This window comes from Faecalibacter sp. (genome assembly GCF_057177045.1).
The window spans coordinates 2,946,047-2,972,148 of the sequence record NZ_CM169987.1 but is presented as its reverse complement, the minus strand read 5'-3'; the positions used below and the strand labels follow the sequence as shown (position 1 = coordinate 2,972,148).

Annotated in this window: 24 protein-coding genes and 2 tRNA genes; 13 read left to right on the top strand and 13 right to left on the bottom strand. The window is 34.1% G+C overall.

Annotation, left to right across the window (positions count from 1 at the left end):
* Nucleotides 1-73 precede the first annotated feature (73 nt).
* Nucleotides 74-520, bottom strand: coding sequence for an HYC_CC_PP family protein (locus AC1QSP_RS13870; protein ID WP_484079185.1), 447 nt, complete (start codon nt 518-520; stop codon nt 74-76).
* Between the two features lie 153 nt (nt 521-673).
* Between AC1QSP_RS13870 and AC1QSP_RS13865 the strand changes: the two genes are divergently transcribed.
* The 4 genes from AC1QSP_RS13865 to AC1QSP_RS13850 all read left to right on the top strand — a co-directional run bounded on the left by AC1QSP_RS13865 (nt 674) and on the right by AC1QSP_RS13850 (nt 4,691).
* Nucleotides 674-2,209, top strand: a complete 1,536-nt coding sequence (locus tag AC1QSP_RS13865) for a glycine--tRNA ligase (protein ID WP_484079184.1) — start codon at nt 674-676, stop codon at nt 2,207-2,209.
* A gap of 82 nt (nt 2,210-2,291) precedes the next feature.
* Entirely contained in the window at nt 2,292-2,642 is a 351-nt protein-coding gene (locus AC1QSP_RS13860; protein WP_484079183.1) for a phage holin family protein, read from the top strand.
* A 70-nt stretch (nt 2,643-2,712) separates the two neighbouring features.
* Nucleotides 2,713-3,057: a phage holin family protein gene (locus AC1QSP_RS13855; RefSeq protein WP_484079182.1), complete on the top strand. Its 345-nt coding sequence runs from the start codon at nt 2,713-2,715 to the stop codon at nt 3,055-3,057.
* A 125-nt stretch (nt 3,058-3,182) separates the two neighbouring features.
* Entirely contained in the window at nt 3,183-4,691 is a 1,509-nt protein-coding gene (locus AC1QSP_RS13850; protein ID WP_322970625.1) for a carbon-nitrogen hydrolase family protein, read from the top strand.
* A gap of 13 nt (nt 4,692-4,704) precedes the next feature.
* Here AC1QSP_RS13850 and AC1QSP_RS13845 read toward each other — a convergent pair whose 3' ends face one another.
* On the bottom strand, nt 4,705-5,745 hold the full coding sequence (locus AC1QSP_RS13845; protein WP_484079181.1) for a helix-turn-helix transcriptional regulator: 1,041 nt from the start codon (nt 5,743-5,745) through the stop codon (nt 4,705-4,707).
* Nucleotides 5,746-6,395: 650 nt separating this feature from the next.
* Here AC1QSP_RS13845 and AC1QSP_RS13840 point away from each other — a divergent pair.
* Both AC1QSP_RS13840 and AC1QSP_RS13835 read left to right on the top strand, forming a co-directional pair.
* Complete coding sequence (locus tag AC1QSP_RS13840; RefSeq protein ID WP_484079180.1) at nt 6,396-7,490, top strand: slipin family protein; 1,095 nt, start codon at nt 6,396-6,398, stop codon at nt 7,488-7,490.
* Between the two features lie 24 nt (nt 7,491-7,514).
* Nucleotides 7,515-8,954: an RtcB family protein gene (locus tag AC1QSP_RS13835; RefSeq protein ID WP_484079179.1), complete on the top strand. Its 1,440-nt coding sequence runs from the start codon at nt 7,515-7,517 to the stop codon at nt 8,952-8,954.
* 59 nt (nt 8,955-9,013) lie between these two features.
* Here the strand turns inward: AC1QSP_RS13835 and hemF are convergent, their stop codons facing one another.
* A complete protein-coding gene (gene hemF / locus AC1QSP_RS13830; protein WP_484079178.1) occupies nt 9,014-9,916 on the bottom strand; it encodes an oxygen-dependent coproporphyrinogen oxidase in 903 nt (300 codons plus the stop codon).
* Nucleotides 9,917-10,616: 700 nt separating this feature from the next.
* On the opposite strand from hemF, the gene AC1QSP_RS13825 reads away from it, so the two are divergent.
* Nucleotides 10,617-11,570: an isopenicillin N synthase family dioxygenase gene (locus AC1QSP_RS13825; protein WP_484079177.1), complete on the top strand. Its 954-nt coding sequence runs from the start codon at nt 10,617-10,619 to the stop codon at nt 11,568-11,570.
* A gap of 67 nt (nt 11,571-11,637) precedes the next feature.
* Here the strand turns inward: AC1QSP_RS13825 and AC1QSP_RS13820 are convergent, their stop codons facing one another.
* From AC1QSP_RS13820 to AC1QSP_RS13810, 3 genes are all read right to left on the bottom strand, one after another.
* Entirely contained in the window at nt 11,638-12,156 is a 519-nt protein-coding gene (locus tag AC1QSP_RS13820; protein WP_484079176.1) for a hypothetical protein, read from the bottom strand.
* A gap of 44 nt (nt 12,157-12,200) precedes the next feature.
* Nucleotides 12,201-12,764, bottom strand: coding sequence for a hypothetical protein (locus AC1QSP_RS13815; RefSeq protein WP_484079175.1), 564 nt, complete (start codon nt 12,762-12,764; stop codon nt 12,201-12,203).
* A gap of 447 nt (nt 12,765-13,211) precedes the next feature.
* Nucleotides 13,212-14,510, bottom strand: a complete 1,299-nt coding sequence (locus AC1QSP_RS13810) for a M20/M25/M40 family metallo-hydrolase (RefSeq protein ID WP_484079174.1) — start codon at nt 14,508-14,510, stop codon at nt 13,212-13,214.
* Nucleotides 14,511-14,662: 152 nt separating this feature from the next.
* Here AC1QSP_RS13810 and AC1QSP_RS13805 point away from each other — a divergent pair, with 152 nt between their 5' ends.
* The 4 genes from AC1QSP_RS13805 to AC1QSP_RS13790 all read left to right on the top strand — a co-directional run bounded on the left by AC1QSP_RS13805 (nt 14,663) and on the right by AC1QSP_RS13790 (nt 20,216).
* Entirely contained in the window at nt 14,663-15,841 is a 1,179-nt protein-coding gene (locus AC1QSP_RS13805; protein WP_484079173.1) for an acetyl-CoA C-acyltransferase, read from the top strand.
* Nucleotides 15,842-15,997: 156 nt separating this feature from the next.
* Nucleotides 15,998-16,951, top strand: a complete 954-nt coding sequence (locus AC1QSP_RS13800) for an acetyl-CoA carboxylase carboxyltransferase subunit alpha (RefSeq protein ID WP_322970638.1) — start codon at nt 15,998-16,000, stop codon at nt 16,949-16,951.
* Between the two features lie 89 nt (nt 16,952-17,040).
* A complete protein-coding gene (gene dnaB / locus AC1QSP_RS13795) occupies nt 17,041-18,651 on the top strand; it encodes a replicative DNA helicase (protein ID WP_484079172.1) in 1,611 nt (536 codons plus the stop codon).
* 191 nt (nt 18,652-18,842) lie between these two features.
* The gene (locus AC1QSP_RS13790; RefSeq protein WP_484079171.1) at nt 18,843-20,216 is read left to right on the top strand and encodes an NAD-dependent succinate-semialdehyde dehydrogenase; all 1,374 of its coding nucleotides are present in this window, start codon (nt 18,843-18,845) and stop codon (nt 20,214-20,216) included.
* Between the two features lie 30 nt (nt 20,217-20,246).
* Here AC1QSP_RS13790 and AC1QSP_RS13785 read toward each other — a convergent pair whose 3' ends face one another.
* On the bottom strand, nt 20,247-20,642 hold the full coding sequence (locus tag AC1QSP_RS13785) for a group III truncated hemoglobin (RefSeq protein ID WP_484079170.1): 396 nt from the start codon (nt 20,640-20,642) through the stop codon (nt 20,247-20,249).
* Nucleotides 20,643-20,723: 81 nt separating this feature from the next.
* Between AC1QSP_RS13785 and rbfA the strand changes: the two genes are divergently transcribed.
* Nucleotides 20,724-21,083 (top strand): 30S ribosome-binding factor RbfA, encoded by a 360-nt coding sequence (gene rbfA / locus AC1QSP_RS13780; RefSeq protein WP_484079169.1) that lies wholly within the window; start codon nt 20,724-20,726, stop codon nt 21,081-21,083.
* A gap of 9 nt (nt 21,084-21,092) precedes the next feature.
* Nucleotides 21,093-22,277, top strand: coding sequence for an FtsX-like permease family protein (locus AC1QSP_RS13775; RefSeq protein WP_484079168.1), 1,185 nt, complete (start codon nt 21,093-21,095; stop codon nt 22,275-22,277).
* Nucleotides 22,278-22,314: 37 nt separating this feature from the next.
* Here the strand turns inward: AC1QSP_RS13775 and AC1QSP_RS13770 are convergent, their stop codons facing one another.
* The 6 genes from AC1QSP_RS13770 to AC1QSP_RS13745 form a co-directional block, all read right to left on the bottom strand.
* Complete coding sequence (locus AC1QSP_RS13770) at nt 22,315-22,746, bottom strand: hypothetical protein (protein ID WP_484079167.1); 432 nt, start codon at nt 22,744-22,746, stop codon at nt 22,315-22,317.
* Nucleotides 22,747-22,794: 48 nt separating this feature from the next.
* Complete coding sequence (locus tag AC1QSP_RS13765) at nt 22,795-24,633, bottom strand: BamA/TamA family outer membrane protein (protein ID WP_484079166.1); 1,839 nt, start codon at nt 24,631-24,633, stop codon at nt 22,795-22,797.
* 9 nt (nt 24,634-24,642) lie between these two features.
* Entirely contained in the window at nt 24,643-25,218 is a 576-nt protein-coding gene (locus tag AC1QSP_RS13760) for a C40 family peptidase (protein ID WP_484079165.1), read from the bottom strand.
* A gap of 65 nt (nt 25,219-25,283) precedes the next feature.
* Nucleotides 25,284-25,820: an RNA polymerase sigma factor gene (locus tag AC1QSP_RS13755; protein WP_484079164.1), complete on the bottom strand. Its 537-nt coding sequence runs from the start codon at nt 25,818-25,820 to the stop codon at nt 25,284-25,286.
* An 87-nt stretch (nt 25,821-25,907) separates the two neighbouring features.
* Nucleotides 25,908-25,978: transfer RNA gene (locus AC1QSP_RS13750), tRNA-Gln, on the bottom strand.
* Between the two features lie 35 nt (nt 25,979-26,013).
* Nucleotides 26,014-26,084 (bottom strand) — tRNA-Gln (locus tag AC1QSP_RS13745).
* Nucleotides 26,085-26,102: the final 18 nt, after the last annotated feature.

Sequence of the window (26,102 nt, the reverse complement as noted above, 5' to 3'; positions counted from 1 at the left end):
TTTGAGATTTAAATAAAGTACACAGTAAAGCTTTTCGAAGTCCTTAAGAATTCAAAAAGAATAGACAATGAATTTAAATCTCGTACAATACAAGCTGTCGATGGAGGATATAAATGGGTGGAGCATTGGATTCTACATAAGAATCCAAAATAGAATCAACCAATTTGGAGTGAATCTCAAACGGGATCTCAATTTTAAGAACAGAGGCTAAAATCGCATAATCTATTGGCGTGATTTTAAGCACATCAACCGAATGCTGTTGTTGCAATTCATCCGCATACGCCAAATCTTTACAACAATCATCATCTTTATCCTCCGCTGGAATTTCACAATGCTTTGATTCATTTTTTTCAGCACAACACGAAGTTGGCATTTGCATTTTACAGACTTGATTATCGAAATGATTTAATTTAATCCTTTCCACTTGTCCTTGACAAAAATGCATTGAAAATGCGACTCCTAAATTTGATACTATTAGGAGAAGTGATAACATTACACGGATGTACGTTTGCATTTTCATTCAGACAAATTTATACAATTTACTTTAAGAAGATGAGTTAAAAATTTTAAAAAATTTAATCTGTTAAAAATTTCAAAGATTTCGTATGGTATTCCTTTTCATTAGTCATCAAAAATCAATAATATTGCACTTTAAATAAGAATACACATAACTATGTCAGAAGATATTTTCAAGAAAGTAGTTTCTCACGCGAAAGAATATGGATTTATTTTCCAGTCGAGTGAGATTTATGATGGATTATCAGCCGTTTACGATTACGGTCAAATGGGAGCTGAGTTAAAAAATAACATCAAACAATATTGGTGGAAAGCAATGGTACAAATGAACGAAAACATCGTTGGTATCGATTCTGCGATCTTTATGCACCCTACTACTTGGAAAGCTTCCGGCCACGTTGATGCTTTTAATGACCCTTTAATCGATAATAAGGATTCAAAAAAACGTTACCGTGCAGATGTTTTAATCGAAGATTATTGCGCGAAAATCGAAACTAAAATTGATAAAGAAGTTGCTAAAGCAGCTAAACGTTTTGGTGATGCTTTTGATAAAAATGAATTTGTTTCAACGAATGCACGTGTATTAGAATATCAAAATCAAATCAACACGATTTTAGCTCGTATGGGAAAATCATTAGAAAATAATGATTTAGAAGATGTAAAAGCGTTAATCGAAGAATTAGAAATTGCGGATCCAATGACAGGTTCTAAAAACTGGACAGAAGTTCGTCAATTCAACTTAATGTTCGGAACGAAATTAGGTGCGACTGCTGATCAAGCCATGGATTTATATTTACGTCCTGAAACAGCGCAAGGGATTTTCTTAAATTACTTAAACGTTCAGAAAACGGGACGTATGAAGTTGCCTTTTGGTATTGCTCAAATTGGTAAAGCTTTCCGTAACGAGATTGTAGCACGTCAATTTATTTTCCGTCAACGTGAGTTTGAACAAATGGAAATGCAATTTTTCGTAAAACCAGGAACTGAGTTAGAATGGTACGAAAAATGGAAAAATGTTCGTCTAAATTGGCACAAAGCTTTAGGTTTAGGAGAAGATAATTACCGTTTCCACGATCACGAAAAATTAGCTCATTATGCCAATGCCGCAGCTGATATTGAGTTCAAATTCCCATTTGGATTTAAAGAATTAGAAGGAATTCACTCGCGTACTGATTTCGATTTAAAAGCACACGAACAATATTCAGGTAAGAAAATTCAATATTTCGATAACGAAACGAATGAGTCTTATGTTCCTTATGTAGTTGAAACATCTGTAGGATTAGACCGTATGTTCTTAGCAGTATTCTCTAACTCTTTAAAAGAAGAAAAATTAGAAGACGGATCTGAACGTGTAGTTTTAGCTTTACCTCCAGCATTAGCACCAATAAAAGCAGCAGTTTTACCATTGGTGAAAAAAGATGGTTTACCTGAATTTGCAGAGAAAATCTTAAAAGAATTACGTTTAGATTACAATGTAACCTACGAAGAAAAAGATTCGATCGGAAAACGTTACCGTCGTATGGATGCGATTGGAACACCTTTCTGTATTACAGTTGATCACGATTCATTAAACGATAATTCTGTCACTTTACGTTACCGTGATACGATGGAACAAAAACGTGTTTCTGTCGATGAATTAGCTCAAATCATTGACAAAGAAGTGAACATGAAATACTTATTAAATCAAATCTAATTAGATTTTACATATCATATAAAGGCACTTTGATTCATTCGAAGTGCTTTTTTTATAGCCCATTATTCAAACTATTATACCCATGAAAAATTTAATCATCAAATTATTAATTTCTGCTCTCCTCCTTATTGTAGGCGATTTTTTATTTGATAGCGTAACCATTAATGGATTTTTATATGCTATTTTATTAGCGATCATTCTTGGGGTATTGAATTCTTTTGTAAAACCTGTTTTAAAAATTTTAGCTTTTCCATTAACCATTATAACATTTGGTTTATTTTCATTTGTAATCACTGCTATTATTATACTTATCGCTGATGGATTAATGGGAACTCATTTCGAAACTTCTGGATTTTTATCTGCACTAGGTTTTGGAATTGTCATTGGTCTGTTTAATTCATTTGCTGATTTGTTTATTTCAGACAAGGAATAATGATAAAATAAAATTCAACAGAGGTTTGGCAGACTATTTGATTGTATTTCAACATTAAAACCCAAAACTTATGAATTTTATTATTAATTTATTGATTTCAGCCTTAGTAGTCTTTGGCCTTGCGAATATCCTACCAGGTGTATCCATTTCTGGTTATGGTAGTGCGATTATTGTCGCTATTGTTATTGGACTTTTAACAGCATTTGTACGTCCAATTTTAGGTATTCTTACTTTACCCATTAACATTCTTACATTAGGATTATTTTCATTTGTAATTACTGCAATTATTATTCTCTTAGCAAGTACACTTATGGGCGATAGTTTCCATGTGGATGGTTTCTGGTATGCCTTACTATTTGGTGTAGTATTAGGAATCGTTAATTCGGTTGTTGGAGGATTCTTATCAAAAGACTAAAAATCATTTACAACATATCAGCCTGGTTTTCCAGGCTTTTTTTATACTCTTAATTTAAAAATTCCTGTATTGATGTATTGAATTGGTGTATTATTTGCATGCTATCAGCACGAAAACACCACTTTATGAAAATAGAAGTACGTAAACTTACACTGGAAGATTATGATGATTTGGCTCAATCTACTATGGAAGCCTATGACAGTAAATTAGGAATATGGACCCGAGAGGAAATCACATTGCTATTGGAAAAATTTCCTGAAGGGCAATTTTGCATTACAGTAGATGATAAAGTTGTTGCTTCAGCTTTAAGTTTGATCATCGACTCCAAAAAAACAAATCTGCATTCCAATTACGACACCATTACTTCAAATGGAAAATTTCTTAAACACGATGAGGAGGGAGATATCTTATATGGTATAGAAGTTTTTGTCCATCCACAATACCGCAAATTGCGATTAGGACGCCGTTTGTATGATGCACGAAAAGAATTTTGTGAGGAACGAAATTTAAAATCCATCATGGCAGGTGGTCGTATTCCCAATTACCATACCTATGCCGATCAAATGAAACCGCACGAATACATTGATAAAGTTAAGCGCAAAGAAATCTTTGATCCTACGCTTGCTTTTCAATTGTCCAATGACTTTAAGGTGGTTAAAATATTAAAGAATTACTTGAAAGATGATCAGGATTCGATGGAATATGCAACCCTTTTGGAATGGAATAATATTTATTACGAACCCAATTTGTATTCGAATTCACCCACAAAACGAAATATTCGATTAGGTTTGGTGCAATGGGAAATGCGTCATTTTAATGGTTTACAAGATTTTTACGATCAAATTGAATTCTTTGTTCAAACGGTGAGTGATTATGGTTCTGACTTTATTCTATTCCCTGAATTTTTTAACACGCCTTTAATGAGCCCTTTCAACCACTTGAAAGAAATTGATGCGATGCACCAATTGGCACAAATGACGGAGGAAATAGTGGTTAAAATTCAAGAATTTGCCATCACTTACAATGTGAATATCATCTCTGGATCAATGCCACAACTGAAAGAGGATAAATTATATAATACGAGTTTTCTTTGTCACCGCAACGGGAAATTAGATGCTTTCAGTAAAATTCATATTACACCAAACGAATTTAAATACTATGCCATGACCGGTGGAGATGAACTTAAAGTATTTGATACCGATTGTGGTAAAGTGGGGTTATTGATTTGTTATGATGTCGAATTCCCAGAGTTAAGCCGTTTATTGGCCGATCAAGGGATGCAAATTCTCTTTGTTCCTTTTATGACGGATACGCAAAATGGTTATACTCGTGTGAGAAGTTGTGCACAAGCACGTGCCATTGAAAATGAATGTTATGTGGCCATTGCAGGATCAGTAGGAAATTTACCGAAGGTCAATAATATGGATATCCAATATTCGCAATCGGCTGTCTTTACACCTTCCGATTTTTCATTCCCGAATAATGGTGTTAAATCAGAAGCAACGACAAATACCGAAATGGTTTTAATTTCGGATGTCGATTTGTATTTATTAAAAGAATTGCATCAATATGGAACAGTTAAAAATCTAAAAGATCGACGAAACGATTTGTACGAAGTTCGATTGAAAAAATAAATCCAAGCCCGAATTATTCGGGCTTTTTCATTTGTTCATATTTTTCGTGCGCTTTACACAGACGCGCCTTAATCACTTTCTTTAATAAACGAGGGGCAATAATTTCCAATTGTTCTCCAAATCCCAAAATTTCTCTTTCTAATTCAAAATTATGAATCACCTCCATCACAAATGTTACTCCTGTTTCATCTTCAGCAATTACTTTTTGTGTCGCGTGAATGGGCTTTGTAATCACATAATCTGCGAATTTCTTATCCACTTTAAAAACGACACGTTGCTCGCGTTGATTGGGCGATTTCGTCACACCTAAAACATTATCGTAATAATGTTCTAAATCCAATTCGTGGGCTTCTATAAAAGGTTCATTGGCCAATTCATAAAATTCCACGATTCGGTCCAGCGCCATGGTGACAAATTCTTTCTTCTTGCGCGATTTGCAAAACAAAAACCAACGGTTGCGGTATTCCTTCAACAGATACGGGTAATATACCGCTTGTTTGGGCGCTTGCGCTTTTCTTAAGTTATTGAACGATTGATAAGCAATCAATAAAGGTTGTTTTTTCACGATGGCTTGGTACAACCGATTCAGATGCTCTAATCCTTTTAATAAAGGATTATCTTCAAACTGAATATAAGAAATCTGTTGTTGATTTTGTTTGGATAAATTATTTTCTAAACGAATGATCATTTCATTCATATCCTCAAAATAATTGAAACCATTCAATTGCTTCATTACCGAAATCACTTCTTTCATTTTATCAAGATCAGCTGCTGAAATAGGCGATTGATTGATACTAAAATCTTCGGTTTCGTAGGTGTAATATTTTTTATCCACCACCACTATTGGTGCATTATACCCCAATTTATCACTGCGCATGACTTGGATATCCCCTTGGATTGTTCGTTTCGAAACCCCCGACGTAATTCCTTCGTATTCGTATAAGGCTTCTGAAACTTTTTCGATGATGTCTTCTAATGTCCATTTTCTGTAGCGATTTTGGAGGCATTTATCAATGGTTTGGTAACGGATTAATGCAATTTTATTGGTAGCCATAGTTGATTTCTTGGTTTAATATTACAAAATTTAAATGCAACTGCGCAACTTATCTGCGTAGCATAAAAAATACTTCATTTATTTTTCAATCCATTTTCTCCTACACTCCTCTATTTAACGAGGATCTTAAAATAATTTCTAAAATTCTTCAATTGCGCAAATGTACCGCATCGTCTTGCTCCAACTTTGTATCAGGTTCAACAACCTACTGGTTTTAAGCTGTCTTTGTCTTGTGTTTCGGTATAGCACGGAAGTAGAACATGTTTCATTTCTTCTATTCTGACACTTCAAACCGCCCATTGATGTCGTAGGTTCGAATCCTACTTTCAGGCAACTGAAATCGCTTAGTTGGTTAGAGCAATCAAGGAAACAGATTTTCCATCTGTCATTCTCGCCCGCGAGGGCCCATTTTGAATAAAGCTGAAACAAGTTTTCTTTATGTCTTTTGATTTTCGATAAGGATTTAAAAAGGACATTCAAAAACGGGTAATCGACCTGGATGTATTTCTTGTTAAGGATGATTTGGAGGACATGATTTATCCATCGATGGATAAACATCCCTCTAAAGAGAAGCCTTTACAACAATAGGTTCCGTCGAATCGAAGGATCACCTTTCAGCTTTTGATTTTAACAACCTAAAAAAAGAAACGATGAAAAAAATTACGATTAACAACCAAGAAATTGGATTAGCCATTCAAGCAAACGAAGTTAAACATATCTATCGAAAAGGTTCGTATTGGACTTTCTTTGGACCATCGATTGAAAAATTTCAGTTGAATGAAATCATCGATCCAAAATACCATACTCTATTGATCGCCGATGAAAAGATTCGTCCATTGGTGGAATGCATTGAAGTTGGACATCACCAAGTATTGATGCTTTATAAAAACAATCAGTATTACAAATGTTTTTACAATACCAATGTCATGCTTTGGAAAGAGGCCACACAATTGAAAGCTCGACTTTATGATTTGAGTGATTCGAATCAAATCCAAGCCTTATCACTCCAAGAAATTGAACAATTGAAAAAAGTGGGTGCCATTAAAGTTATTTCGGTACAACCGTTTTACGAAGCATTATTATTTAAGGACAATCAATTCGAAACCGTATTAACTGCCGGAGAATATCCCTACTTTCATAATACGACTAAAATTGCTGTGGTCAGTTTTGATCAACGTCCACAGACCCTTGAAATTTTAGGACAAGAAATCTTGACGAAAGACAAAGCCCAAATCCGCATCAATTTTATGGTGAACTATCGTATTACTGATGTCTTAAAAGCTTATCAATCGAACAAAGATTTTGAAAAAATGATTTATCAATCGATTCAATTGGGATTACGTGAGTTCATTGGTAATTTAACATTGGACGAATTGATGACGGATAAAAATTCGGTCACAGATTATATCCTCCACAAATATCAAAACCAATTTGAAGCCATCGGGTTACAATTGGTCGATGCTGGAATGAAAGATATTATTCTTCCAGGAGAAATTCGTGAGATCATGAACCGCGTTTTAGTCGCAGAAAAAACTGCTCAAGCCAATTCGATTATGCGACGTGAAGAAACTGCTTCAACCAGAAGTTTGCTGAACACCGCTAAATTGATGGAAGAAAATGCGACACTTTGGAAATTGAAAGAAATGGAATACATCGAGAAAATAGCCGATAAAGTGGGCGAAATTAGTATTTCTGGAGGATCAAATGTCTTAAATGAATTAAAAACCATGTTTACGAAATCGTAAATAACGATTTTAAATAAAAAAATTATGAAAACAACTGAAAAACAACATACACCGATTAACGGAAACGATTTAATCGCTTTGGGTTATCCGGAAAACGAAATTTTAGGTATTGCTTTAAAAATCAATAAAAAACGAAATGGCTATACCAAAACGGAAATGCTTCAAAAATATGCTGAAGTATTGGCACATCCTGAAAACTTCCTCCATGATCAAGTTTTTAAAACGTTAGCGCAAGGATTTAGAGATGGGTTGCATTTACCAAAACATAACGAAATTCTGTTGAACGAACATCCCAATACTTACCCGATCTACGGAAAAGAACATATCGAAAAAGGTGCATTGAAACAAATGAATCTTGCGATGCAATTGCCTGTTACGGTAGCCGGTGCCTTAATGCCGGATGCGCATCAAGGGTATGGATTACCAATTGGAGGCGTTTTGGCGACTAAAAATGCCATTATTCCTTACGGTGTAGGTGTCGATATTGGATGTCGAATGGCTTTATCGGTGTATCAATTACCGGCAGCGTATTATGAACAACATCACGATACTTTAAAAGATATCATCGTGAAAAACACCCAATTTGGTGCTGGTCAAGGCTTCCATGGACCATATAAAGCTGACCATGCTATTTTAGAAGATTCAAAATTTGAAACAAATGCGTTGATCAAAAACTTGAAAGACAAAGCCTGGTCACAATTGGGTACATCGGGTGGAGGCAATCATTTTGTTGAATTTGGATTCATCGATTTTCAACAAGATGATCAAGCACTGAATATTCCAAAAGGAACCTATTTGGCTTTGTTGACCCATTCAGGATCAAGAGGATTAGGTGCAACGATTGCAGGGTATTATACCAAAGTTGCGAAGCAAGTATGTTCCTTGCCTTACAAAGCGCAAAACTTGGCTTATTTGGACTTGAATTCGGAAGAAGGCATCGAATATTGGTTAGCCATGAATTTGGCGGGAGAATACGCTTCGGCTTGTCACGAAATTATCCATCAAAAAATTACAAAAGCTTTGGGAGCTGAAGTATTAGCACAAGTGGAAAATCACCATAATTTTGCATGGAAAGAAATGTATCAAAACGAGGAAGTCATCGTGCACCGAAAAGGCGCAACACCAGCAGCAAAAGGTGTTTTAGGAATTATTCCAGGTTCGATGACTGCTCCCGGATTTTTGGTTCGAGGAAAAGGAGAAGAAAAATCAATTCAATCTGCTTCGCATGGTGCGGGCCGCCAAATGAGCCGAACACAAGCCATCAAGTCGTTGAACCAATCGGCTATTAACTCGTATCTGAATGATTTTGGCATTACTTTAATTGGGGCAGGAAAAGATGAGGCACCCATGGCCTATAAAGATATTTATGAAGTGATGAATGCGCAACACGATTTGGTGGATGTTATCGCAACCTTTACCCCAAAGATGGTGAAGATGGCCGATGATGGTTCACGAGAAGATTAAAATGATCATCAAATAAAAAGCCTGAAGAAAACTTCAGGCTTTGGTTTTTAACGTATGGTTTAAATCCAATCTTTTGGATTTCTTAAAACGTCAACTAATTTATATTCTTCCGATCCCTCTTCTGGGTGATGGTTGTAATGCCATTGCACGTGTTTGGGTAAACTCATTAAAATGGATTCAATACGTCCGTTCGTTCTTAACCCGAATAACGTTCCACGATCGTGAATTAAGTTAAACTCTACGTAACGACCTCTTCGGATTTCTTGCCATTCCTTTTGTGCTGGCGTATAGGCTTCGTCTTTGTGTTTTTCTACAATCGGGATATAAGCTTCTAAGAATGAATTCCCCACTTCAGTTACAAATGCATACCATTGCTCCGCAGACATTTCTTCTGTTGGTTTTAAGTAATCGAAGAATAACCCTCCAATTCCTCTTGCCTCTTCACGGTGTGCATTCCAGAAATACTTGTCACATTCCTTTTTATACTTGTCGTAAAATGCAGGATTATGCGCATCACACGATTTTTTACATACCGTATGCCAATGAATTCCATCGTTTTCATCCAAATAATAAGGTGTTAAATCTTGTCCACCACCAAACCATTGGTCTACAACATTTCCTTCTGCATCGTACATTTCAAAATATCTCCAATTGGCGTGCGTTGTAGGGATATGTGGACTTTTAGGATGAATCACTAAACTTAATCCACAAGCAAAGAAATTACCTGAATTGACATTTAACGCTTTTTGCATCGCCACGGGTAATTCTCCGTATACTTTAGAAATATTCACACCTGCTTTTTCAAAAACAGCTCCATCCGTTAATACACAAGACAAACCTCCACCGCCTTCTTCGCGTGTCCAATTGTCTCTTAAAAAAGTAGCTTGTCCATCGACTTCTTCCAATTTAGCAATAATTGTATTCTGAAGTCCTTGTATATAATTGAAAAATTGTTCTTTCATTTGAATCTTTTTGCAAATATAGGAAGGTTCTGACGATTCGACCAATTGATTTAAGTGATGATGGGATCACTCCACTCAAGTTTTTAATGATTCAAAATTTTAAATGGAATATTAAAACGGAACAATGCAGATTCCCCAAGTTTAGATTTTGATACTCACCTTCTGAATTGATTTCGTTATTTATTTTTGCATTAAAATTGACGTTACTGATAGCCAAATGATGTTCACGAAGAACTTTTTTGACTTCTTCCGTAAACAATTGATTGAACTTATTACCATGACAATCAATTCATTTTTGATTCCCTTTCGATTCAAATTTTTCACAGCCCGGGGAAAACTAGAAATTTTACAGCAGATTGACCATAAAGCAACGGATTTCCTAAAATTAATAAATGATAAGAAGTCGTCAATTTTTCATAGGATTCGAATTTACAATAACTTAGATTTTATTATTATTATTTTTATTTATTATAAAACATAATGAAATAGATATATACTATTGTTTAGCTGTAGAATTATTTCTTACAAATTAAGAACACAAACATTAATTATCAATACTTTACACTAATTCAACCTTGTAATATTCAATATTTTAGTTTCATTGCAATACTTTAAAACAAAAGTTATCAACAAAATTATTCACATTTAAATACTTTATTTACCTTTGCATTATTAATTCATACAAATAGAACATATCATAATGTCACAAACTGGAATACCATCAGTTAATTTAGCAGACTTCTTATCAGAAGATCCAGCAAGAAAACAAAAATTTGTCAACGAAATTGGAAAAGCATATGAAGAGATTGGATTCGTTGCTTTAAAAGGACATTTTTTATCTGACGAGTTAGTAGAAAATCTATACAAAAACGTACGTGATTTCTATGCATTACCAACAGAAACTAAAAATAGCTATATCATTGAAGGTATTGGAGGTCAACGTGGGTATACTGCTTTTGGAAATGAGCATGCAAAAGGTCGCACAGTTGGTGACTTAAAAGAATTTTGGCACTTTGGACAATACGTTTCAGCAGAGGAAAACGAAAAATACGGTTACCCTGAAAATGTAGAAGTAAAAGAAGTTCCAGAATTTAATAAATACGGAGAAGAAGCGTACAAACAATTAGAAAAAACAGGAGTTTACGTATTACGTGCGTTAGCTTTATTCTTAGGTTTAGACGAAATGTACTTTGACGATAAAGTGAAAAATGGTAACTCAATTTTAAGAGCAATCCATTATCCACCGATTACAGAAGAGCCTAAAGATGCTGTTCGTGCAGGTGCACACGGTGATATTAATTTAATCACTTTATTAATGGGAGCGCAAGGTCGTGGTTTACAAGTACAAAAACACGATGGGACTTGGGTTGACGCTATTGCAGAAGACGATGAGTTAGTGATTAATGTTGGAGATATGTTATCTCGCCACACAAACAATCGTTTAAAATCTACAATCCACCAAGTGGTTAATCCAGAAAGAGAATTATGGGGAACTTCTCGTTATTCTATTCCTTTCTTTATGCACCCTGTTTCTGATATGGACTTATCTGTTTTAGAAAACTGTGTAACTGAAGAAAATCCAAAACAATTTGAGGATATCACAGCAGGTGAATTCTTAACTCAACGTTTAAGAGAAATTGGATTAATTAAATAAGACATTTCATTATATCACTATTTCAATAAAAAAGGGATTCAAAATTTATTTTTGAGTCCCTTTTTTCTTATAATCCTCGAACATACATATTGTAATTAAAAATATCTAAGCACAGTAATGTATACTTATAATCGTTTTTATTGATATTAAGTTCAAAAATAGGTTCCGAATTATAAAACCTTACTTTTAGATTATCATTTTTATCCAACATCAAATAAATATTTGAGATAGTCGGCTTGATCTCTAGCATCCATTGCATAATTGCCTCTTTTGAATCTTTAATGGCTTGAAATCCATTGAAACGTTCCTCGAAATATTTTTCCAATCGCTGTACTTGTGTTAAACGATCCAATTCGCGATATAAATCAATAAACATGCACAAATGATCCCGTTTTGGGCAAACACATGGGTAAGGATTTTCTCCTTTATAAAGCCATCTTGACCATTTTTTACAAGTGGTTAAATTGATCGCTTCTTTGAATTCTTCTTCATATTTTAACAACCACCAATTCATTCGGCAAATGCGAAGATTTCCCTTTGCTAACGTTTTTAATTCATCAATATATAAATTTACATCTAACATCATCGTCTTAATCTATACGTTAAATTTACATATTAATCCTAAAACTTTTATAATTTAATACGATTAAAATGATTGATTTTAAAATCTTTATCTAATTCTATTGCATATATAAAATGTTCTTCTTTGACTTCCTCTTGATCAAAATACAGGTGCTTAATTGGTAGATAAATATTGGTTTTCATCGGTTTTTCTTTTAGCATTTGATTTTTTATCGCATGAAGAATTAATTGATGCCATTGATCAATTGCAGGATAAATGCCATAAAAATCATAATTCTCTCGATCGATGTGATTTTGATATATTTTAATCAATTGATAAGTATTGATTTCATTCGTATTTACACATTGTATTTGTGGAAGAAGTTTACAAATTTCTTGTTTTGGATTGGGTTCTGGATCACGCAATTGAATTCCATCAATAGACATCTCTACATCATGATATTGAGGCATTGTGGCGTCAACAAAAAAATGTTTTAAAGGGTAATGAGGTAAATTTTGCTGAAGATCAGAAATAATCCTTTGATAAATTTCTAAACGAACATCATTGGGATGAATTGACTGAGCCCATGAAATAGATGCGATAAAAAAAACTATATAAAATATGCGTTGCATGAAGAATGTGTTATTGGTTTTCGCCCAAAGTTAAGTATAATTGAGAGCCGGTAAAAATCCTTTTAAGCAAATGAATTTATCCAGAAAATTATAAGAAAAAGTTAAATTATTAAAGAATGTTTTTCGGTTAAACTTTAACAATACCTTATTGAAATACGATTAAACGCATTAGCAATAAAACATTAAAAAAATAAGACGCAAAATGAATAGATTTAAACTATGGCTGTATAAATCAAATTAATGTATATTTATTAATTTAAGCCTTTTTTGCTCTACATTTGCACTACAAATAAATTTATTCATAGATAGTAATACAAGGGAGTTCACCGAGAAAAATGATGTTGATTTATGTTGATAGATAATTCTCGAACTCTTTTACTTTTTAGAGTTTTTTATAGTAGTTTAGGTTGGTTAGTAATCCGTTCTTTCGAGAACGGATTATTTTTTTTACAATTGATTGATAAAATCAATTAAAAGCCCTTTCACTTTTGGGGCGTAAGATAAGTCTAAATTTTCATAGGTATCATAAATGTTATGGTAATTTCCTTTACCACCTAAGGTATAAATGAAAAAAGAAGGAACTCCTTTATGATCAAATGGGCAATGATCCGAATTGCATGATTCTCCCCTAACTTTTACCTGCTTGAGATAATTCTTATCCTGATTAATTTTTACCAATTGATCGAATTGTTTAGAATATTTGCTTCCATTCACCACTTGTATTCCATCTTCACCTGCTCCCATAATATCCAAATTCACTAAAAATTTAATTTTCTCTAAAGGAAACAAGGGTTGCTCCACATATTTTAGTGCCCCAACAATTCCAGCTTCTTCCGCTCCGAAAAACATAAAGACGATAGAATAGTTGGGTTTATTTTTCGAATAATATCGTGCCAAATCCAATGCCATGGCTGTACCACTCGCATTATCGCTGGCACCTGGGAAATAAATATCATTCACACTCCCCAAATGATCATAATGCGCTGAAACAACAAGAATTGAATCCTTATACTTCCCTTCGATCAACCCTATGATATTATTAAATTCAAATTGAGGATTAAACGTAGCATCCACATGAAAATTTGTAATCGATAAATCATTACGATAATAGTGGTCCTTAATGATAAATTCAGTAACATTGGCTTGACGTTGACTAAGACTTGATGTTAATGAATCTGAAACAAACCGAAAAATCGCTCGATTTGTATTATCATTTATTTCATATGTATTTGCCCATTGCTTGTAGTAGTTTTTTATAGAATCTACTGATGATTGCAATGGAGGCATGATAATATGCTTCCCTTTTTGTTTTTCCTCATCTTCTCGAATAAACTTAATGGTTTCTTCCTTTGATTGAAATGAGGAGATATATGCATTGGTATCAAAAATATAATTCTGCTTATCAGCAGTGTAGCGTATTGATTTTGAACTTGGTTTTACTATGAAATCTTTTCCATATTTTAATCGTTGACCATTAATCTCTAAAGAAGCAGAGTGAATTACATTAATGGGGAAATTATGTCGTTGAAAAAATTTTTCTTGGACCGGTTTTACTCCCATTCTTTTTAATTCTTTCGCTATATGTTGCGATGCATTTTCCATTCCTTGATGAGTGTATCCTCTTCCATAAAGTTTTTCTGATGTTAAATACTTGACTTGCTTTTCAAAATAACTCTTCTGTGCCCAAGTAGGCAACGAATACATGATCAATAACCCACAGATTAGGATGGCATAATTCTTTTTCATAAGAATTTCATTTATTTATAGTTACGAATTTTATAATCAATTGATAAGAACTTTGAAAGAAAATCATCAATATTGGCTTAAAAATAAATATTCATTCTGAATAAAATTTTTATTTTTTTCTATATTGCAATCATTAAATCACAAAAAATAAAATGAAAGAAGTTGTTATTGTCTCAGCTGTACGTACAGCAATGGGATCATTCTTAGGAAGTTTATCTTCTATTCCTGCGACGACATTAGGTGCTACAGCAATTAAAGGTGCCTTAGAAAAAATCAATTTAGACCCTTCGTTAGTTGACGAAGTCTATATGGGAAATGTTTTACAAGCTGGTGAAGGACAAGCGCCGGCAAAACAAGCTATGATTAAAGCAGGTATTCCAAATACTGTTCCAGCTACAACAATTAATAAAGTATGTGCCTCTGGAATGAAAGCCGTAATGATGGCCACACAAGCCATTCGTTTAGGTGATGCTGATATTGTAGTTGCTGGAGGAATGGAAAACATGTCGATGGTTCCTTTTTACTCTCCTAGCGCTCGTTCGGGAAACAAATATGGTAATACCACCTTATTAGATGGTATTGTAGCCGATGGTTTACAAGATGCTTATTCAAAAGAAATGATGGGTACTTGTGGAGATGCAACAGCCGCTAAATACAATATTACGCGCGAGCAACAAGATGAATTTGCAATTAATTCTTATAAAAAATCTGCTGCTGCTTGGCAAGCGGGTAAATTTGAGAATGAAATTGTTCCAGTAGAAATTCCACAACGCAAAGGTGATCCAATCTTATTCAAGGAAGATGAAGAGTATAAAAATGTCAACTTTGATAAAGTTCCAGGGTTACGTGCGGTTTTTTCAAAAGATGGAACTGTTACCGCAGCAAATGCCTCAACAATCAACGATGGAGCTTCTGCCTTAATTTTAATGTCAATGGATAAAGCCACTGAATTAGGTCTAAAACCATTAGCAAAAGTAACTGCGTATGCAGATGCAGCTCATGAACCAGAGTGGTTTACAACTGCTCCTGCTAAAGCCGTTGAAAAAGTTTTAGAAAAAGCGCAGTTGGATAAATCGGCTATTGATTTTTGGGAATTTAACGAAGCTTTCTCAGTCGTTGGAATTGTAAATACACAATTACTAGGATTAGATGCCGATAAAGTAAACGTGAATGGTGGAGCGGTTTCATTAGGACATCCATTAGGGAATTCTGGATCTCGCATCTTAGTCACATTATTAAATGTTTTAGAACAAAATAATGCGAAATACGGTGGTGCAGCCATTTGTAATGGTGGTGGTGGCGCTTCTGCGATGATCATTGAAAAATTATAAATCTGACACAACACAATAAAATAGACGCCTTATTTTAAGGCGTCTATGCTTTTTAATGGGCATAATTTATCATTATAAAATCGTAAAAACAAAATTATATTCATCAGCTGGTATAAAAAGCTTTTATATATTTGTTGTACTAAATAAAAACGCATTATGGAATATTTAGATTTTGAACAACCAATCCAAGAGTTACAAGAACAATTAAAAAACTGTGAACTTTTAGGAGATGGTGGAGCTGTAAATATCAAACAAGCGTGTGTTGAGATTGAAATTGCAATAGAGAACAAAAAGAAGGAGATCTATGGTAATTTAACACCATGGCAACGTGTGCAGTTGTCACGTCATCCTTCTCGCCCATATACTTTAGACTACGCTTACGCTATTACCGACAATACCTTTGTAGAAATTCACGGAGACCGTACTTTCGGAGACGATAAAGCCATGGTTGGTGGAATGGGTAAAATTAATGGTCAGACTTTTATGATCATTGGTCAACAAAAAGGAAAAAACACGAAAGAACGTCAATACCGTCGTTTTGGAATGTCAAATCCTGAAGGTTACCGAAAAGCTTTACGCTTAATGAAATTGGCTGAAAAGTTTAACATCCCTGTATTAACCTTAATTGATACTCCTGGTGCATATCCTGGATTAGAAGCTGAGGAACGTGGACAAGGAGAAGCCATTGCAAAAAACATTTACGAAATGTTAAAACTGAATGTTCCTATCATTTCTGTGGTCATCGGAGAAGGTGCTTCAGGAGGTGCATTAGGAATTGGTGTTGGAAACAAAGTGTATATGTTAGAAAACACGTGGTATTCGGTTATTTCACCAGAAAACTGTTCTACAATTTTATGGCGAACTTGGGAATACAAGCAACAAGCCGCTGCTCAAATGAAATTAACAGGACCTGATATGCTAGAACTAGGTTTAATTGAAGACATCATCCAAGAACCCCTTGGAGGTGCTCACTATAAACCAGAAGTAGCATACAATAATTTAAAAGACAAAGTATTATCAACATACAATGAATTAAAAAAATTAACGCCTACAGAATTACAAAGACAACGTCAAGAGCGTTTCATTAAATTTGGAGAATTTGTTGGCTAATTCGTATTAAATATTAATACTTTTTTATAACTTAATCGAGATGTTCAGATAAAGAATATCTCGATTTTTTTATGTAATTTTGCGAACTTATGGAACAAGCAAATAGTTATCAAAATACAAGCGCAACGCCTAATAAGGTTGTCGGTCTTGAGCGTGGAAAAATTCCACCACAAGCCGTAGACTTAGAGCAAGCGATTCTTGGTGCGATGATGATTGATAAAAAAGGGTTAGACGATGTCATTGATATATTATCGCCCCAATTTTTCTATCGTCCAGAACATCAAGCAATTTATGCTGTGATTCAAACATTATTTAATGAATCTCAGCCAATTGATTTGTTGACTGTTGCGAATGAACTGAAGAAAGAAGGAAAGTTAGACATGATTGGTGGGGATTATTACCTGATCCAATTAACGCAACGTATTTCATCTGCTGCTCACGTCGAATATTATGCGCGTGTGATTCAGGAAAAATATATTTTACGTCGTTTAATCGAAATTTCTTCAACCATCATCGAAAAATCGTATGATGACAGTGCGGATGTTTTCGAGCTGCTAGACGAATCCGAAAGTAAACTTTTCGAAGTTGCTGAAGGTGGAATTAAACGTAGTTATACAGATGCTAACTCGTTAGTAAAGGATGCGATTGAAAAAATCAAAACCATGTCCACCAAAGAAGGAATGTCAGGATTACCTTCAGGATTTACTGAAATTGATAAAATCACTTCGGGTTGGCAAGAATCAGATTTAATTATCTTAGCCGCTCGTCCTGGTATGGGAAAAACAGCCTTTATCCTGTCGATGGCAAAAAATATGACGGTGAATCAAAATATTCCCGTAGCTGTATTCTCCCTAGAGATGTCTTCTGTTCAGCTGATTACACGTATGATTTCGGGTGAAACAGGAATTTCAGGGGAAAAATTACGTAAAGCCAAATTAGCGGATCATGAATGGAAACAATTGTATTCGAAAGTAAAAGGTTTAGAAAACGCGCCTTTATACATCGATGATACTCCCGCTCTATCCATCTTCGATTTAAGAGCAAAAGCACGTCGTTTAGTTTCCCAACATGGTGTAAAAATGATCTTAATCGACTACTTGCAGTTAATGACTGCTGGTGGTAAAGCCAATGGAAATCGTGAACAAGAAATTTCAATGATTTCACGTTCCCTAAAAGCCATTGCGAAGGAATTAAATATTCCAGTGATTGCCCTTTCTCAGTTATCACGTTCGGTTGAAACACGTGGAGGAAGCAAACGTCCTTTACTATCTGACTTACGTGAATCAGGAGCCATCGAGCAAGATGCGGATATTGTATCTTTTATTTATCGTCCAGAATATTATAAATTAGAATTTTGGGATGATGACAATGTTCCTTGTGCGGGGCAAGCTGAATTTATCATTGCAAAACACCGTAACGGTGCTTTAGAAAATGTACGTTTACGATTTATCAATGAGCAAGCGAAATTTGACAATTTAGAACCAAGTTATGGTAGCGATTTCGAGATTCAAAGTTCAATGAATGAAAATGAAATGCCTTCTCAAATTGGATCAAGTATGAACGGAAACTTCGGTGGAGATAGCGATTTTGTTTTTAATAGCGCTATCAATCTTCCAGTTTCTAATCCTGAAGATTCATTTAGTGATTTAGGCAGTTTTTCGAGTTCGATGAATGATGATGACGATTCATTGCCTTTTTAAAAAAATATCATTTTATATCAATACTTTAAAAGGGATAGCGTTGGCTCTCCCTTTTTTTAACCCATCTGATGCGATTGATAAAATTGTATTTATCAATTTTATTCCTCAGATTATCATAAATATTTATCCGTTTCCTTTCCGGATCAATGGAAATAATATCAATTTTGTAAGACAAATTAATTCATCGAATTATGGCAAGTTCAATTAGAACATTAAATCCTGCAACAGGAAAAATTGAAAAAGAATTTCAACAACATACAACTGATCAAATCAATCAAAAAATCCAATTAGCTGATACAACCTACTCCACTTGGCGTTTCGAAAGTTTCGAAAATCGTAAAGAAGTGATTAAAGCTGTTGCTGCTGAAATGCGTGTTCAAAAAGAAGCATTAGCAACATTAATTACATTGGAAATGGGGAAACCTATCCGCGAAAGCCGTATTGAAATTGATTACAGTGCTAATATTTTTGATTATTATGCTGATCATGCAGAAGAATTTTTACAACCTACCCCTTTACAAACGGAAAAAGGTGATGCATTGGTATTTTCTGAAGCAATTGGTGTTTTATTAGGAGTAATGCCTTGGAATTTCCCTTTTTCTCAAATTGCACGTTTTGCTGCACCTAATATTATGGCTGGAAATACCATTGTGTTAAAAACGGCATCTAATATTCCACAATGTGCACAAGCATTCGAAGATTTGTTCACAAAAGTTAATGCGCCACAAGGAATCTATCAAAACTTATTTTTAAGTGGAAAAGATACTTCTGCCTTGGTTGCTGACGAACGCATTAAAGGGGTTTCTTTAACTGGTTCTGACGCTGCTGGAGCTAGTATTGCTAAAATTGCAGGTGAACATATTAAAAAATCAGTTTTAGAATTAGGTGGTACCGATCCTATGATTGTATTAAATGATGCAGATATTGAAAAAGTGATGGCTGGAACGATTAATGGGCGTTTGCGTAATGCAGGACAAGCTTGTACTTCATCGAAACGCATCATTGTTCAAGAAGAAATCTATCAGACCTATTTGGAGAGAATTACAAATCATGTGAACCAATTGAAGGTAGGAAATCCTATGGAAGAAGATACAGATATGGGACCTGTGAGTTCAGCTTCAGCCTTAGAAACTTTATTGGATCAAGTATCATCTTCTGTTGAAAAAGGTGCTACTTTAATTACAGGTGGTAAACAATTGGGTACAGAAGGATCTTTTATGACACCTACCATTTTAACTGATTTAAAACCTGGAATGAAAGCTTATGATCAAGAAGTTTTTGGACCAGTAGTTTGTATCATTAAAGTGAAAACTGTAGACGAAGCAATTGCAATTGCCAATGATACAGTGTATGGTTTAGGCGCTTCAATTTATACTGAGGACATCGAATTAGCACATACGATTGCACGTCGTATCGATAGTGGAATGGTATATATCAATAAACAGGTTTCTTCTAGTCCTGAACTTCCCTTTGGAGGAACAAAACGTTCAGGTTATGGAAGAGAGCTTTCAAAAGCAGGAATCTTAGAATTTATCAATAAGAAATTGGTTTTAACCACTAAATAAAATATAAGCGACTCAAATGAGTCGCTTTTTTTATTGAATAATATTCCTGTCTTTTTGTTGCTCTATTTTAAATAGAATTAAATCCTTCATAATTTTCGCGCGATTTTTTGCTTCTGTAGCAATAGGTCCTTCGAAATGTTCATCAACAATAGTATTCCACAGTGTTACCCAACGCTCAAAATGTTCGGGTTTCATCGGTTCTTGCTTATTAAGCATCAAATGCGTACGCATTGGCCACCCTTCAAATGTACCAGCTCCTAACAATACGGTATCCCAAAACTGCACCATATGAGGTAAATGCTCATCCCAATTGACTTTCGCTACTTCATTAAAAAAGTACCCTATCAACTCATCCTTTACAACTAAATCGTAAAACGTATGGACTAATTGCTCAATATCATGATGATTTGTAATGTCATTTTTCATGTTACAAAAATACAGCAAATTGTATTCTTTTCAATCACAAAAAAAAGCAGTAATTTCGCTCTTAATAAAAACGTAAATATTTTGGATAGTAATAGACAATTAAAAGTAGGAAAATTATTTCAAGAAGAATTAGCAGAAGCGTTCAGAAAGTGGGCTTCAGAAGAATTTGCAGGGAACATCATCAGTGTAACTGAGGTGAAAGTTTCTCCAGATTTAAGTGTGGCTAAAATCTATGTAAGTATTTTCCCAAACACTCGAAAAGAAGAAATCTTAGCAGCTATCAAAACAAATACGCCTTTATTCCGTGGAATTTTATCAAAAGGAGCTGCAAAAACGATGCGTATTACTCCTGAATTAGTTTTCAAATTGGATAATTCATTAGACGAGATTGAAAAAATCGATAATGCATTAAAAGGAAAAGGGAATAATCCGATTTTATAATTCGAGAGAATGCGAAACATTTCTTTTTACATTGCGAAACGCTACATCTTTTCGAGCGCAAATACAAATGCTGTAAATATTATTACTTCAATTGCCGTTGCTGCAATTATGGTCGCTACAGCTGCGTTATTTGTGATTTTATCCGTATTTTCTGGATTAGAACAGATGAATCTCAAGTTTTATAGCAATGTAAATCCAGAAATTAAAATATCACCTGCCAAAGGAAAAGTTTTACCTGAGATCGAAAATCTAGAACAACAGCTAAAACAAAACCAATTGGTAAAATCGTATGCTAAAGTTATCGAAGAAAAAATTTATATCGATTACAATGGCATGCAAGATATCGCTTATTTAAAAGCTGTGGATTCTAATTTCACAAAAGTTACTCGATTGGACACTGTGGTCTATGGTGGTGATTATATCGATTTTTCTTTTGATGATAATTTTATTGTTTCCAATGGTATTGCTCAGCGCTTGCAATTGTATATAGACCCTATTAACCCTGCGACATTGATGATGCCGAAAGCAGGTACAGGTTTAATAAAACAAGAAAGTGATGCCTTTACTAAAACAGAAGCTTACAGTACCGGAGTTTTTGTATTAAATGAACAATATGATAAACATATTTTTTCGACGCTAGGATTGGCTCAAAATTTATTGCGTTTAGATTCAATTGATGCCTATGCCATCGAGATCAAAACCAATAGAGCGCATGATTTAAATGCTGTTAAATCGCAGTTATCCAAAACTCTAGGCGAAAAGTATAAAGTGGAAACCAGACAAGATTTAGATTCGGCATTTTTAAAAGTGATGAATATGGAAAATCTAATCATTTATTTGATTTTCACATTGGTTATTATCATTGCTTGTTTTAATCTTGCAGGAACAATCATCATCATTATTCTGGATAAAACGAAAGAAATCCAAACCATGTACAGTTTCGGATTATCACGTATACAAATCCGAAGAATTTTTGCTTATACCGGATTAATTATCACATCGATCGCGATGATTACTGGTTTATTAATTGCATCGGTATTGGGATTATTACAAATTAATTTTGGATTAGTGATGGCTTCGGCAACCATTCCATTTCCTTTTGAGTTTTCTATTATCAACTATTTAGTGGTGATTGGAACGGTATTAGGAATCGGGGGATTTGTCTCATGGCTAATGTCAAAACAAGTCAAATAAATTAAAAAAGGGATTCATAATGATTCCCTTTTTTTTATCATTGTTTCCAGGTCAACTTAACTTTCCCTTTGAATTTTTTTCCTTTCAGAACGAAGTAATAATTATGATTTTCCTCTAATGCAATCGCATAATCTTCTGAATAATGCATTTTTGTGGTTATGGTTTCTTCTAATTTCACTTTACCATTCTCATCGAGGAAAAGCACTTTAAGCAAACCCTTTTTACTAATAGCTTCCAAGTTAAAGTAATAGGTTTGACTGAACTGAGGTAAAATTTTAAATTGCATCGAATCACTTAATCGTATAAATGATGTCTCCAATTCTTCCTCATTGATTTGAATTTTAGTAACCAAATAGTTTTGATTTTCTTCTTCCATTCTTTGCATCGACGGATGCTGTCCATATCCAACGTTTAATCCAAACATAAATAGGAAGATTAAAGCAATCTTTCGTATGAAATCATTTCTCATCGTTAATAGGTTTTATAGTAAGACGTTAGAGATTTATAAAAGTTATAATCAATCCCAACGATTCCAACGGATATATGAGGGTTTATCAAAACTAAAATTCATTAAATTAAAATCCCGGTTATCAATCACGTTACTTTTAAAGATATTATTTCCTTCACCAGGTATTCGTGGATAAAATGAGAATGAAAATTGAAAATTATTAAATACAAAATAGTCATTGGTAAACATCACTCCTAACCCAACACGTGCTATAATATTATCTGAATCAAAAAAACGATCTTCACGATTAGCTACAATTCCTAATGCTGCATTAAAGAAAGGAGAAATCCTAAACCCTAAAAATTCATAAGGCGAATATGATTGTGTTTGTAATTCGACCATCAATTTTTGATCTCCAAAAATATTACGTGCTCTTCGGATCCCATCAATGCCCATAAAATCATGCTCATGCATAGTCAATTCGTCTGCAGGAGTATCTAAACGGTGAACTCCAGCGGTATAATTAACCTTCGCAAATTGACGTATTCTCCATCGGCTAATGTTTAATAGTCTTGAAAAATATAAGCTTTGAATATTTAATGTAGTTTGTTCTGATTTTCCTTCTCGAAAAAAACTTCCGTATTGAACTTGTGCTCCTAAAAAATTTTTATTGGGAAAATATCGACCAAATGATGCAATTCCCGAAAGATAAAATCGTTCACTATTCGGACGGGTTTGATACCCTCCGACAACTCCCAACACATGTCCTTCAGCGACATCTTCTTCGATATTAAAGTTGAAAATATATTTATCTTTTACATATCGACGAGACGAAATCCCTATTCCTCCAAAATAATTTTTTTGATCCGAAAAGAACTCATAAGGATCATCAATTCCTACAGGAGCTTCTCTGTAATTTCTCTCATAAAAACGTCCTGAAACAATAAGATTAGAGATTAAACCATTTTTACTTTCCCCTAATCGTATAGCTTTAGCTGTCCAAATATCACTGTAATTGTATTTAAAGTTATGGAAGAGCAATTCATCCCGATTATAATCAAGGGAATCTTGAAAGTAAATTTGGCCGAATGCTATTCCCCCCGCTAATTTTGCTAAAGGAGAATAAAATGGACGGGTTAAAGAAATTCCTTTATTAAAATGCTCATCTTCGTTTTTAGAATAATGAATATTTCCAATCACACGAGTTTTGGCAATATTAGGAACAGTATAATTAAATTGATAGAGGTTCTTACCTGTTTCGTAATTATGTCGAAAACGATTATCGAACACATGACCTAAACCAAAGAAATTTCGTTCACGAATACGAACACCAAATTTAGAGGTTGAAACTGATCCCGTCACAATCATACTCCACGAGTCAATCGCATTAATATAGATATCGACCGAATCTCCTTGAGCCGACAATTCAGGAATGATTTCTACGCGACGAAGAATCCGTTGCGAACGAAGTAAACGTTCAGACTCCTTGATTTCCATCGAATCGACTTTATCACCTTTTTTAAATAAAAGTAATTCCCGAATGACGTAAGGTTTGGTCTTTCCGTGTAAAGAGTTTCCCGTCCGTTCGATCCATTTTTCAGGTCGACGCGTAGTATCTTGAAGCGAATACCCAAACGGATCCTGAGATTTTATGTAAATATGACGAATAGGTTTACCTACCACCTTACGATCAATAGGTCTTTCTTCTAATGGTGTAACGGAACGTTTGGTTTTAAAGAGGTGTTTGGTATATAGCTTTCTGAATTTGCTATATTCCTTTTTAGGAATAACGGTATCTTTTTGGGATTTAAGTTCTTTATTTTGAGCATATGCCCAAGTCCCTATTAACATTACCATTAATAGAAAAAACTTTCGAATACAATACGTTGCTTGGGCTTTACTTTTCACTTACTTAATTTATAAAAGTCTTACGGCTTTTACAAATCTAGTTTTCCAATAATTTTCATCCATAGAAGAGATGATGACCCCTTTGGAAGTTGAGGAATGAATAAATTTAATTTCACCCGTTTTTTCGATACTCTCGATAATGCCAACATGTGAAATGGAAGAACCAGAAGTATTAAAAAATACTAAATCACCTTCTCTAGCTTCAGAAATTTTAATTTCTTTTCCTTCCGAAGCTTGTTTCGCTGAATTTCGTGGCAATTTGAATCCCAATTCATCGAAGCTTACCATTACAAGTCCTGAACAATCAAATCCTGTTCGATTTGTTCCACCAAATTTATAAGGTACGCCTAAATAGGATTTGGCTGTTTTAAGAACATATGAAGCATCTTTTGAGGTATAGGATTTGTTATTCGAACGATAGACCGATTCCGAAGCAGAAGATTTTGATGTTGAACTTTTGTGATGGTTAGATTTAGAATACACTTTACTCCCTACCTTTCGATAGCTCGTCACTTTATTTGAAGAGCCACAAGAGGCTAAAATAAAAAGAGAAAACATTACAAATACACCTAAAATCTTTTTCATCATCCTAAATTCTACTACTAACTTATAATTAATAACTCTAATTTAAGTAAAATCGTATACTTTTTTTAATTTTCTAGTGCTTCAGCAAGTAATTGTCTCGCGCGTAAAACTCTTACTTTTACATTTGGAAGGGATAAATCAAGATCTTCAGCAATTTCTTTGTACGTTTTATCTTCCAAAAATCGTAATTCAATAATACGTTGATATTTTAGAGGAAGGTTATTAATTGCCTTAATCACCTTATCATTATCTTGTTGTAAAATCAGATAATCTTCAGGAGATTTTTCACTGTCAATAATTAAGGATTTATTGAATTCATCATCGATTGAAATGTTCAGTTTGGGTGAACGTCGAATATGATCAATCATGGTATTATGTGCTATCGAAATGACCCATGTTTTAAAATCGAAGTCCGAATTATACAATTTTAATTTGGATAATACTTTCGTGAATGTCTCAATGGTAATGTCTTCAGCTTCTTCTTCGTTTCTTATTTTTAGAAACACATAATTATAAACTTGTTGCCAAAAAAGCTCAATCAAGTGATTTTGAGCGGCACGTTTTCCTTTTTTAGCGTCTACAATTAATGATTCTAAAGCCATATGCACAATACGATATTATATTAAATATAATACATTTAATGATATAAAAAAAGCTTCAATATAAAATATTGAAGCTTTAAATTTTTGTAGACCCACAGGGATTCGAACCCCAACTAGCGGCACCAAAAACCGATGTGCTACCGTTACACCATGGGTCTAACTTATTGTTTTTTTAAAATAGAATAAAATATAGTAGACCCACAGGGATTCGAACCCCAACTAGCGGCACCAAAAACCGATGTGCTACCGTTACACCATGGGTCTATATAATATTGCTATTTC